The organism is Pseudomonas sp. ES1 (assembly GCF_050586605.1).
Taxonomy (GTDB): Bacteria; Pseudomonadota; Gammaproteobacteria; order Pseudomonadales; family Pseudomonadaceae; genus Aquipseudomonas; species Aquipseudomonas sichuanensis.
On record NZ_JBOBDM010000039.1, the window covers coordinates 48,480 to 59,702 of the forward strand.

Genomic DNA, 11,223 nt, shown 5'->3' on the forward strand with positions numbered 1-11,223 from the left:
GTTCAACCTATTGATAAAACGTAATTTTTGTACGGGAATAAAAACGCCCGGCCAGGCCGGGCGTTGAACGCGACGGTCAGCTTAGACGCGTTTGGCCTGGGCCACGGCGTTACCGATGTAGGTCGCAGGCGTGAGCAGCTTGAGCTCGGCCTTGGCGTCGGCCGGCATGTCCAGGCCGTCGATGAAGGTCAGCAGCGCTTCAGGGGTGATGCCCTTGCCACGGGTCAGCTCTTTGAGCTTCTCGTAGGGGTTCTCGATGTTGAAGCGGCGCATCACGGTCTGGATCGGCTCGGCGAGGACTTCCCAGCAGGCGTCCAGGTCGGCGGCGATGCGGGCTTCGTTGACTTCCAGCTTGCCGATACCCTTGAGGCTGGCTTCGTAGGCGATGACGCTGTGGGCGAAGCCCACGCCCAGGTTGCGCAGCACGGTGGAGTCGGTCAGGTCACGCTGCCAGCGCGAGATCGGCAGCTTGCTGGCCAGGTGCTGGAACAGTGCGTTGGCGATACCCAGGTTGCCTTCGGAGTTTTCGAAGTCGATCGGGTTGACCTTGTGCGGCATGGTCGAGGAGCCGATTTCGCCAGCGACGGTCTTCTGCTTGAAGTAGCCCAGCGAGATGTAGCCCCAGACGTCGCGGTCGAAGTCGATGAGGATGGTGTTGAAACGGGCGATGGCGTCGAACAGCTCGGCGATGTAGTCGTGCGGTTCGATCTGGGTAGTGTAGGGGTTGAACACCAGGCCCAGCTCGTCTTCGATGAAGGCGCGGGCGTTCTGCTCCCAGTCGATCTGCGAGTAGGCCGACAGGTGGGCGTTGTAGTTGCCCACGGCGCCGTTGATCTTGCCCAGCAGCGGTACGGCGGCTACCTGGGCGATCTGGCGCTCCAGGCGGTAGACGACGTTGGCCAGCTCTTTGCCCAGGGTGGTCGGCGAAGCCGGCTGGCCGTGGGTGCGCGACAGCATCGGCACAGCGGCGTGGGTGTGGGCCAGAGTGCGGATCGCTTCGGCGATCTGACGCATCAGTGGCAGCAGCACTTCGTCACGGCCAGCGCGCAGCATCAGGGCGTGGGACAGGTTGTTGATGTCCTCGCTGGTGCAGGCGAAGTGGATGAACTCGCTGACCTTGGCCAGCTCAGGCAGTTGAGCGGCCTGCTCCTTGAGCAGGTACTCGATGGCCTTGACGTCGTGGTTGGTGGTGCGCTCGATTTCCTTGACGCGTTCGGCGTGCTCGAGCTTGAAATCAGTGGCCAGGCTGTCCAGCACGGCGTTGGCTTCGGCGGAGAACGCCGGCACTTCGCCGATTTGCGGATGGGCGGCCAGGCGCTGGAGCCAGCGCACTTCGACCAGGGCGCGGAAACGGATCAGGCCGAATTCGCTGAAGATGGGGCGCAAGGCCTGGGTTTTGCCGGCGTAACGGCCGTCTACAGGGGAAACCGCAGTGAGCGAAGAGAGCTGCATGGGGTGTTCTCGGACAGTCAGGCTTTTGGGGGGCGCATATCATACATGAAAAAAGCAGTGGCGAGTTGCAAGCTACAAGCGGCAAGTAGAAGCAGTACGCTGTATCGCCTTTACTTGCCGCTTGAAGCTTAGAGCTTGCAGCTTATCCCTGCATCATGCCGTACAGCTCGTTGAGCAATTTGCGTCGGCTGAACACCAACTGCCAGCGGTGCCCGCCCAGCTGGCGCCACAGGCGCGCGGCGCGGATGCCGGCCAGCAGCAGGGCGCGAATCTTCGAGGCGTTGTTGGCTTGCTGCAGGAAGCGCATGTCGCCGTGCACCTGGATGCGCTGGCGCAGGGTGCTCAGGGTGTCCTGGTACAAGGCTCCGCTGGAAGCGATGACGTTATCGTGAACCAGGCCGAAATGCTCGGCCTGGGACTGGATCTGCGGCAGGCGGTTGCCGATGGTGTCGAGCAGGTCGCCACGCTTGGCCAGTTGGCGTTCCAGGCCGAGCATCGACAGCGCATAGCGCAGCGGTTCACGCTGCAGGCTGCTGGGGTCGCGCTCCAGGGCGCCGACCAGCGCGCGGTAGCCGTCGCGCAGGTTGAGGTCGTCGCCGCCAAACACTTCCAGGGTGTCCTTGGGGTCGCGCACCAGCAGGCTGCCGAGCATGCAGCCCAGCGTGGCTTCGCTGGCCTGGCCGGTGCGGGCGATGCGGTCCACCAGCACGGCGGCCTGGAACACGCCGCCCAGGGCGATCAATTGCTCCTGCAGGTTGCTCATGCGCGCGGGCTCCACGGCTCGGCGATTTCGATCACGCCGCCGCCCAGGCACACTTCACCGTCGTAGAACACCACCGACTGGCCGGGGGTGACGGCGCGTTGCGGCTCGTCGAACACGGCGCGGTAGCCGTTTTCGGTCTGCTCGAGGGTGCAGTGCTGGTCACCCTGGCGGTAGCGCACCTTGGCGGTGAGGCGGCGCGGGCTGCTCAGGTCGATGGGGTTGACCCAGAAGATTTCCGAGGCCAGCAGGGCGCGGGAGAACAACCACGGGTGCTCGTTGCCCTGGCCGACCACCAGCACGTTGCGGGCCAGGTCCTTGTGCAGCACGTACCACGGCTCGTCGCCGGCATCCTTGAGGCCGCCGATGCCCAGGCCCTGGCGCTGGCCGATGGTGTGGTACATCAGGCCGTGGTGGCGGCCGATCACTTCACCGTCGGTGGTCTGGATTTCGCCGGGCTGGGCCGGCAGATACTGCTTGAGGAAGTCGCTGAAGCGGCGCTCGCCGATAAAGCAGATGCCGGTGGAGTCCTTCTTCTTGGCCGTGGCCAAGCCGTGTTTCTCGGCAATGGCGCGCACTTCGGGTTTTTCCAGTTCGCCGACCGGGAACAGCGTGCGGGCGATTTCCTTGCCGCCGACGGCGTGCAGGAAGTAGCTCTGGTCCTTGTTCGGGTCCAGGCCCTTGAGTAGTTCGGTGATCGCGCCGGTGTCGCGGCGGCGCACGTAGTGGCCGGTGGCGATCAGGTCGGCGCCCAGCGACAGGGCGTAGTCGAGGAACGCCTTGAACTTGATTTCGCGGTTGCAGAGGATGTCCGGGTTGGGCGTGCGGCCGGCCTTGTATTCTTCGAGGAAGTGCTCGAACACGTGGTCCCAGTACTCGGCGGCGAAGTTGGCGGTGTGCAGCTTGATGCCGATGCGGTCGCACACGGCCTGGGCGTCGGCCAGGTCTTCGCGGGCGGTGCAGTATTCGGTGCCGTCGTCCTCTTCCCAGTTCTTCATGAACAGACCTTCCACCTGGTAGCCCTGCTCGATGAGCAGGAGGGCGGAAACGGAAGAGTCCACGCCGCCGGACATGCCGACGATGACGCGGGTCTTGGCGGGGTCTTTGAGTGCTGGGCTGGTCATGGCTACCGGTGTGTATCAGGGGGAAAAGCGCGGATTCTATCAAACCCGCGGCGTGGCGTCAGTCGCGGAGCAGTTCGAGGCTGTGCAACGGGCCTGCGAGGTAGTCGTCGAGGCAGCGCGGCACCAGCTCGCTGCGCCAGCGGGTGGGGTCGGCCAGCAACTCGTCGCGGGTCAGCCACACGGCGCGGACGATGTCACTGTCCAGGGCGAGGTCTTCGTGGTGGCGCACAGGGCGGGCGGCGAAGCAGATGCGCTGGTAGGTCACGCCGTTGCTGGGGGCGGTGTAGAGGTAGATGCCGACCACGCCGGTGAGTTCGACCTCCCAGGCGGTTTCTTCCAGGGTTTCGCGCAGGGCGGCCTGGGGTAGGGTCTCGTTGGCTTCGAGATGGCCGGCGGGTTGGTTGAAGACGTGCTGGCCGGCCTTGAACTCCTCGACGAAGAGGAACTTGCCGTCGTGCTCGACGATGGTGGCGACGGTGATGTGGGGTTGCCAGGACACGGTCGATTCTCTCCCTAAGTGACAAGTATCAAGCTGCAAGCCACCAGTCGAAGCGGTACGCGGACTGCTTTGACTGGTGGCTTGCAGCTTGAAACTTGTGGCTGAAAAAGCACAAACCCCGGTGCGTGGCCGGGGTTTGTGCTGTTACGTCAAGCGAACCTTACAGGGCGGCAATGGCGCTGTTCAGGGTCTGGCTTGGGCGCATCACCTTGGCGGTCAGCTCGGCATCCGGGGCATAGTAGCCACCGATGTCGGCCGGCTTGCCCTGAACGGCGTTGAGCTCGGCGACGATGGTCGCTTCGTTCTCGGCCAGGGTTTTTGCCAGCGGGGCGAAGCGCGCCTGCAGGGCGGCGTCGTCGCTCTGGGCGGCCAGGGCTTGCGCCCAGTACAGGGTCAGGTAGAAGTGGCTGCCACGGTTGTCGATACCGCCGACCTTGCGCGAAGGCGACTTGTTGGTGTCGAGGAACTTGCCGGTGGCCTGGTCCAGGGTATTGGCCAGGACCTTGGCGCGCGGGTTGGCGTAGGTGTCGCCCAGGTGCTCGAGCGAGGCGGCCAGGGCCAGGAATTCACCCAGCGAGTCCCAACGCAGGAAGTTCTCTTCGACCAGCTGTTGCACGTGCTTCGGTGCCGAACCGCCGGCGCCGGTTTCGAACAGGCCACCGCCGTTCATCAGCGGGACGATCGACAGCATCTTGGCGCTGGTGCCCAGCTCCATGATCGGGAACAGGTCGGTCAGGTAGTCGCGCAGCACGTTGCCGGTCACCGAGATGGTGTCCTTGCCTTCGCGGATGCGGGCCAGGGAGAACTTGATGGCGTCGACCGGAGCCAGGACGCGGATGTCCAGGCCAGTGGTGTCGTGATCCTTCAGGTACGCCTGTACCTTCTCGATCATCACGCCGTCGTGGGCGCGGGCCGGGTCCAGCCAGAACACCGCCGGGGTGTTGCTCAGGCGGGCGCGGTTGACGGCCAGCTTGACCCAGTCCTGGATCGGCGCGTCTTTGGTCTGGCACATGCGGAAGATGTCACCGGCTTCGACGTCCTGTTGCAGAACGACCTGGCCCTTGCCATCGACCACGCGCACGACGCCGTCGGCCTTGATCTGGAAGGTCTTGTCGTGGGAGCCGTATTCTTCGGCTTTCTGCGCCATCAGGCCAACGTTCGGTACGCTGCCCATGGTGGTCGGGTCGAAGGCGCCGTTGACTTTGCAGTCTTCGATGGTGGCCTGGTAGATGCCGGCGTAGCAGCGGTCCGGGATCACGGCCTTGGCGTCTTGCAGCTCGCCGGCGGTGTTCCACATCTTGCCCGAGTCGCGGATCATCGCTGGCATCGAGGCGTCGACGATGACGTCGCTTGGTACGTGCAGGTTGGTGATGCCTTTGTCCGAGTTGACCATGGCCAGGGCCGGGCGAACGGCGTACAGGGCCTGGATGTCGGCTTCGATCTCGGCCTGCTTGTCAGCTGGCAGGTCCTTGATGCGGGCGTACAGGTCGCCGATGCCGTTGTTGGCGTTGAAGCCCACTTCGGCCAGGGCTGCGGCGTGCTTGTTGAGCGCGTCGCCGTAGAACTCTTCGACGATCACGCCGAACATGATCGGGTCGGAGACCTTCATCATGGTGGCTTTCAGGTGCACCGACAGCAGCACGCCGGAGGCTTTGGCATCGGCGATCTGCTCGGCGATGAAGGCCTTGAGCGCTTTGCGGCTCATGGTGGCGCAGTCGATGACTTCGGCAGCCTTGACCGCGGTTTTTTCTTTCAGGACGGTGGTGCTGCCGTCTTTGCCGACCAGCTCGATGCGCAGGCTGTCGTCAGCCTCGATCAGTGCGGCTTTCTCGCTGCCGTAGAAGTCGCCCTGGGTCATGTGGGCAACGTGCGACTTGGAGTCGGCGGCCCAGGCGCCCATCTTGTGCGGGTGCTTGCGGGCGTAGTTCTTGACCGACAGCGGCGCGCGGCGGTCGGAGTTGCCTTCGCGCAGTACCGGGTTCACGGCCGAACCTTTGATGCGGTCGTAGCGGGCGCGGGATTCTTTCTCTTCGGCGCTGGCCGGCTCGTCGGCGTAGTCAGGAATGTTGAAGCCCTTGGCTTGCAGTTCCTTGATGGCGGCCTTGAGCTGCGGAACCGAAGCGGAGATGTTCGGCAGCTTGATGATGTTGGCTTCAGGGGTGGTGGCCAGCTGGCCCAGTTCCGCCAGGTGATCGGCTACCTGCTTCTGGGCGCCCAGTTGCTCCGGGAATGCCGCGAGGATGCGGCCGGCCAGGGAGATGTCGCGGGTTTCGACGGCGATGTCGGCGCAAGCGGTGAACGCTTCGACGATCGGCAGCAGCGAATAGGTGGCGAGGGCGGGGGCTTCGTCGGTGAAGGTGTAGATGATCTTGGAACGGGTGGGCATGCGGGTTAACTCTCTATGTGCTGAGCGTACTCGAGTCTCGAGGTGCGCAGGGTAGGCGCTTCGCCCTGGCATCGCCATGAGCGGAAAGTCGAGAGGCTGCGAGCGGTGATGGTGGATGCATCAGTCGAGCGTCAAGTGCTGGGGTGCGGTAACAGCCCAGGCTTCGTGGCCATTCATGGCCAAGGGCGGTCCGCATTTTCCTGGGATTCGCCCCGATGACCCTGCGGTCGCGGCGCAGTATATCAAACCCTTTGGTCGATTCAGCAAGGTCAAGTGCGATCGCGCCATTTATAAGACCAAAGACGTAGGGGCAATGTGGCGCAATGCCGCAGGGCGGCAGCTTCGAGCTGTCAGCTGCAAGCTGCAAGAACAGCTCGTCTCTTGCCGCTTGAAACTTGCAGCTTGCAGCTCGGCAATCCTGGTTTAGGCTCAGTGCATCGCACGTTTTTCAATCACACCAGCGAAAAGCGGAGTAGTGCAGCATGGGATACCAGAAAATCAAGGTTCCGACTGACGGCAGCAAGATCACCGTCAATGCAGACCATTCGCTCAATGTTCCCGACAACCCCATCATCCCCTACATCGAAGGCGACGGTATCGGCGTGGACGTTTCGCCGGTGATGATCAAGGTGGTGGATGCAGCCGTGCAGAAGGCCTACGGCGGCAAGCGCAAGATCGCCTGGATGGAGGTGTATGCCGGCGAGAAGGCCACGCAAGTGTATGACCAGGACACCTGGCTGCCCCAGGAAACCCTGGATGCGGTGAAAGACTATGTGGTGTCGATCAAGGGGCCGCTGACCACGCCGGTCGGTGGCGGTATTCGCTCGCTCAACGTGGCGTTGCGTCAGCAGCTCGACCTTTACGTGTGCCTGCGGCCTGTGGTGTGGTTCCAGGGGGTGCCCAGCCCTGTGAAGAAGCCGGGTGACGTCGACATGGTGATCTTCCGCGAGAACTCCGAGGACATCTACGCCGGTATCGAGTGGAAGGCCGGCTCGCCCGAGGCGAACAAGGTGATCAAGTTCCTCAAGGAGGAAATGGGCGTTACCAAGATCCGTTTCGACCAGGACTGCGGTATCGGCGTCAAGCCGGTTTCCAGGGAGGGGACCAAGCGCCTGGTGCGCAAGGCGCTGCAGTATGTGGTGGACAACGATCGCAAGTCGCTGACCTTGGTGCACAAGGGCAACATCATGAAGTTCACCGAAGGTGCGTTCAAGGATTGGGGCTATGAAGTGGCCCGTGACGAGTTCGGCGCCGAGCTGCTGGACGGCGGGCCGTGGATGAAGTTCAAGAACCCCAAGACCGGCCGTGAAGTGATCGTCAAGGACGCCATCGCCGATGCCATGCTCCAGCAGATCCTGTTGCGCCCGGCCGAATACGACGTGATCGCCACGCTCAACCTCAATGGTGACTACCTGTCCGACGCGCTGGCGGCGGAGGTGGGCGGCATCGGCATTGCCCCGGGGGCAAACCTGTCGGATACCGTGGCCATGTTCGAGGCAACCCACGGCACCGCGCCCAAGTATGCCGGGAAGGACCAGGTCAACCCGGGGTCGGTGATTCTTTCTGCCGAAATGATGCTGCGGCACATGGGTTGGACCGAGGCCGCCGACCTGATCATCAAGGGTACCAATGGGGCGATTGCGGCCAAGACGGTGACTTATGATTTCGAACGTCTGATGGACGGTGCAACGCTGGTCGGCAGTTCCGGTTTTGGCGAGGCCATGATCAAGCACATGTAAGGCGGGCAAAAAAACCGGCCGCCTCTTTATAAAGAAGCGGCCGGTTTTTTCGTATACCGGCAGTAAGCAGAGGTCAGGCTTGGAGCGGGACGGCCGGGGCAGCATTGCCTGTGCTGGTGCCTGCACTGCTAGCGGTGGCGTTGGCTATGTTCACCGCATGCAGGCCCTTGGGGCCCTGGATGATGTCGAAGGATACGGTTTGCCCGGCCTTCAGTGTCTTGTACCCATCCATCTTAATGGCGGAGTAATGGGCGAACAGATCATCGGTCTTGCCGTCCTCATTGATGAATCCGTAGCCCTTGGCATTGTTGAACCACTTGACTTTACCGCTTGCCATCCCTATGTCCCTCTGCAAAGGACTCCATCACTGGAGTATCATCCACGTCATCCGCATACGAACCTTGCGAAAAATCTGGTTGACTGCGCGGATCTTTATCGACCACGGTGGGTTCTTATTGGTTGTAACACCGTTTTGCCGATAGTCAAGGTCAGCCGGCGCCCGCGCCGACAGGGGCCTGCGCGGTCAACTCACAACCTTAACCTGTCGATCATGATGAAATTCTTTCCATGCATGTACCCAGTGAGATTCGACTAACATTCAATCAGGACCGCCCGCAGTCCCATGAGGACGGGCATGAGGATGACGGTGCCGGCCTTGCGGTGCAGGAGGCCAAACCTATCCTGCAGGCGCCGCCGATGTACAAGGTGGTTTTGTTCAATGATGACTACACACCGATGGATTTCGTCGTCGAAGTGCTCGAGACGTTCTTCAATCTGAACCGCGAGCTGGCGACCAAGATCATGCTGACCGTCCATACCGAAGGGCGGGCAGTGTGCGGATTGTTTACCCGGGACATCGCCGAGACAAAGGCCATGCAGGTCAACCAATACGCCAGGGAAAGCCAGCATCCGCTACTCTGTGAAATCGAGAAGGACGGTTAATCGCCGACCACTTGGGTATGAGGTGAAGCTATGTTAAACCGCGAGCTCGAAGTCACCCTCAATCTGGCCTTCAAGGAGGCTCGTTCGAAGCGTCATGAGTTCATGACCGTCGAACATCTGCTGCTGGCACTCCTTGACAATGAGGCTGCCGCGACCGTTCTGCGCGCCTGTGGCGCCAATCTCGACAAGCTCAAGCATGACCTGCAGGAGTTCATCGATTCGACCACGCCGCTGATCCCCGTGCATGACGAGGACCGTGAAACGCAACCGACGCTGGGCTTCCAGCGGGTGCTGCAGCGCGCCGTGTTCCATGTGCAGAGTTCCGGCAAGCGCGAAGTTACCGGCGCCAACGTGCTGGTGGCGATCTTCAGCGAACAGGAAAGCCAGGCGGTGTTCCTGCTCAAGCAACAGAGCGTGGCGCGCATCGATGTGGTCAACTACATCGCCCATGGCATCAGCAAGGTGCCGGGCCATGGGTCGCACACCGACAACGACCAGGACATGCAGGACGAGGAGGGTGGCGAAACCTCGTCGTCCAGTAATCCGCTGGATGCCTATGCCAGCAACCTGAACGAACTGGCCCGTGCCGGGCGTATCGATCCGCTGGTGGGGCGCGAGCAGGAGGTCGAGCGCGTTGCGCAGATCCTCGCTCGTCGGCGCAAGAACAACCCGCTGCTGGTCGGCGAGGCCGGGGTGGGCAAGACCGCCATCGCCGAAGGCCTGGCCAAGCGCATCGTCGATGGCCAGGTGCCCGACCTGCTGGCCCAGAGCGTGGTCTATTCGCTCGACCTGGGTGCGCTGCTGGCCGGTACCAAGTACCGCGGCGACTTCGAAAAGCGCTTCAAGGCGCTGCTCGGCGAGCTGAAAAAACGTCCGCAGGCCATCCTGTTCATCGACGAGATCCACACCATCATCGGTGCCGGTGCAGCCTCCGGCGGGGTGATGGATGCCTCCAACCTGCTCAAGCCATTGCTGTCGTCGGGTGATATCCGCTGCATCGGCTCGACTACCTTCCAGGAGTTTCGTGGCATCTTCGAGAAGGACCGCGCCCTGGCGCGGCGTTTCCAGAAGGTCGATGTCACCGAGCCTTCGGTGGAAGACACCGTTGGCATCCTGCGCGGCTTGAAGGGGCGTTTCGAGAGCCATCACAACATCGAGTACAGCGATGAGGCGTTGCGTGCAGCTGCAGAGCTGGCGTCGCGCTACATCAATGACCGGCACATGCCGGACAAGGCCATCGACGTGATCGACGAGGCGGGTGCCTACCAGCGCCTGCAGCCGGAAGCCAGCCGGGTCAAGCGTATCGAGGTGCCGCAGGTCGAGGACATCGTTGCCAAGATCGCGCGGATTCCGCCGAAGCACGTCACCAGTTCCGACAAAGAGCTGCTGCGCAATCTGGAGCGTGACCTGAAGCTGACCGTATTTGGTCAGGATCCGGCCATCGATTCGCTGGCCACGGCGATCAAGCTGTCGCGTGCGGGCCTGAAAGCACCGGACAAGCCAGTCGGCTCGTTCCTGTTCGCCGGCCCCACTGGCGTGGGCAAGACCGAAGCCGCCCGCCAGCTGGCCAAGGCGCTGGGTGTCGAGCTGGTGCGCTTCGACATGTCCGAGTACATGGAGCGGCATACCGTGTCGCGCCTGATCGGTGCGCCACCCGGCTACGTCGGTTTCGACCAGGGTGGCCTGCTGACCGAGGCGATCACCAAGCAACCGCACTGTGTGCTGCTGCTCGACGAAATCGAGAAGGCTCACCCGGAAGTCTTCAACCTGCTGCTGCAGGTGATGGACCACGGCACCCTGACCGACAACAACGGGCGCAAGGCGGACTTCCGCAACGTGATCCTGATCATGACCACCAACGCCGGCGCTGAAACCGCCGCGCGGGCCTCGATCGGTTTCACCCACCAGGATCACTCGTCCGACGCGATGGAGGTCATCCGCAAGAGCTTCACGCCGGAGTTCCGCAACCGCCTGGACACCATCATCCAGTTTGGTCGTCTCTCCCACGAGACGATCAAGAGCATCGTCGACAAGTTCCTCATCGAGTTGCAGGCGCAGCTCGAGGACAAGCGCGTGCTGCTGGAGGTTACCGATGCCGCGCGCGGCTGGCTGGCGGCCTCGGGCTACGACGTGCAGATGGGCGCGCGGCCTATGGCGCGGCTGATCCAGGACAAGATCAAGCGGCCGCTGGCCGAAGAGATCCTGTTTGGCGAGTTGGCCGAGCATGGTGGTGTGGTGCACATCGATCTGCGCGATGGTGAGTTGGTGTTCGATTACGAGACCACGGCAGAGGTGGCGTAAACGTCATCGCGGGGCAAGTC

General features: G+C 62.6%; 9 protein-coding genes. 3 read left to right on the forward strand and 6 right to left on the reverse strand.

Annotated elements, in window-relative coordinates:
- Positions 1-81 precede the first annotated feature (81 nt).
- The 5 genes from purB to ACQ4N9_RS17110 all read right to left on the reverse strand — a co-directional run bounded on the left by purB (position 82) and on the right by ACQ4N9_RS17110 (position 6,221).
- Positions 82-1,452: an adenylosuccinate lyase gene (purB, locus tag ACQ4N9_RS17090; protein ID WP_125859280.1), complete on the reverse strand. Its 1,371-nt coding sequence runs from the start codon at positions 1,450-1,452 to the stop codon at positions 82-84.
- A 142-nt stretch (positions 1,453-1,594) separates the two neighbouring features.
- Positions 1,595-2,215, reverse strand: coding sequence for a high frequency lysogenization protein HflD (hflD, locus tag ACQ4N9_RS17095; protein WP_125859279.1), 621 nt, complete (start codon positions 2,213-2,215; stop codon positions 1,595-1,597).
- Entirely contained in the window at positions 2,212-3,336 is a 1,125-nt protein-coding gene (gene mnmA / locus ACQ4N9_RS17100; protein WP_125464662.1) for a tRNA 2-thiouridine(34) synthase MnmA, read from the reverse strand. The genes hflD and mnmA overlap by 4 nt, the downstream gene beginning before the upstream one ends.
- Before the next feature lie 58 nt (positions 3,337-3,394).
- Positions 3,395-3,835, reverse strand: coding sequence for an NUDIX hydrolase (locus ACQ4N9_RS17105; RefSeq protein ID WP_390967555.1), 441 nt, complete (start codon positions 3,833-3,835; stop codon positions 3,395-3,397).
- A 160-nt stretch (positions 3,836-3,995) separates the two neighbouring features.
- Positions 3,996-6,221, reverse strand: a complete 2,226-nt coding sequence (locus tag ACQ4N9_RS17110) for an NADP-dependent isocitrate dehydrogenase (protein ID WP_390967556.1) — start codon at positions 6,219-6,221, stop codon at positions 3,996-3,998.
- Between the two features lie 482 nt (positions 6,222-6,703).
- Here ACQ4N9_RS17110 and icd point away from each other — a divergent pair, with 482 nt between their 5' ends.
- Positions 6,704-7,960 carry an NADP-dependent isocitrate dehydrogenase gene (gene icd, locus ACQ4N9_RS17115; RefSeq protein WP_125464659.1) on the forward strand — a complete coding sequence of 419 codons (1,257 nt, stop codon included), beginning with the start codon at positions 6,704-6,706 and terminating at the stop codon, positions 7,958-7,960.
- 73 nt (positions 7,961-8,033) lie between these two features.
- Here the strand turns inward: icd and cspD are convergent, their stop codons facing one another.
- The gene (gene cspD / locus ACQ4N9_RS17120) at positions 8,034-8,297 is read right to left on the reverse strand and encodes a cold shock domain-containing protein CspD (protein ID WP_390967557.1); all 264 of its coding nucleotides are present in this window, start codon (positions 8,295-8,297) and stop codon (positions 8,034-8,036) included.
- 230 nt (positions 8,298-8,527) lie between these two features.
- On the opposite strand from cspD, the gene clpS reads away from it, so the two are divergent.
- Together clpS and clpA are read left to right on the forward strand one after the other, a co-directional pair.
- Entirely contained in the window at positions 8,528-8,902 is a 375-nt protein-coding gene (gene clpS, locus ACQ4N9_RS17125) for an ATP-dependent Clp protease adapter ClpS (RefSeq protein ID WP_028692390.1), read from the forward strand.
- Positions 8,903-8,932: 30 nt separating this feature from the next.
- Positions 8,933-11,203 (forward strand): ATP-dependent Clp protease ATP-binding subunit ClpA, encoded by a 2,271-nt coding sequence (gene clpA / locus ACQ4N9_RS17130; RefSeq protein ID WP_125464657.1) that lies wholly within the window; start codon positions 8,933-8,935, stop codon positions 11,201-11,203.
- Positions 11,204-11,223: the final 20 nt, after the last annotated feature.

Bases quoted from the DNA above. Each gene is read 5' to 3' on its own strand.
- purB (WP_125859280.1), bottom strand. From the start codon at position 1,452: ATGCAGCTCTCTTCGCTCACTGCGGTTTCCCCTGTAGACGGCCGTTAC.
- hflD (WP_125859279.1), bottom strand. From the start codon at position 2,215: ATGAGCAACCTGCAGGAGCAATTGATCGCCCTGGGCGGCGTGTTCCAG.
- mnmA (WP_125464662.1), bottom strand. From the start codon at position 3,336: ATGACCAGCCCAGCACTCAAAGACCCCGCCAAGACCCGCGTCATCGTC.
- ACQ4N9_RS17110 (WP_390967556.1), bottom strand. From the start codon at position 6,221: ATGCCCACCCGTTCCAAGATCATCTACACCTTCACCGACGAAGCCCCC.
- icd (WP_125464659.1), top strand. From the start codon at position 6,704: ATGGGATACCAGAAAATCAAGGTTCCGACTGACGGCAGCAAGATCACC.
- cspD (WP_390967557.1), bottom strand. From the start codon at position 8,297: ATGGCAAGCGGTAAAGTCAAGTGGTTCAACAATGCCAAGGGCTACGGA.
- clpS (WP_028692390.1), top strand. From the start codon at position 8,528: ATGCATGTACCCAGTGAGATTCGACTAACATTCAATCAGGACCGCCCG.
- clpA (WP_125464657.1), top strand. From the start codon at position 8,933: ATGTTAAACCGCGAGCTCGAAGTCACCCTCAATCTGGCCTTCAAGGAG.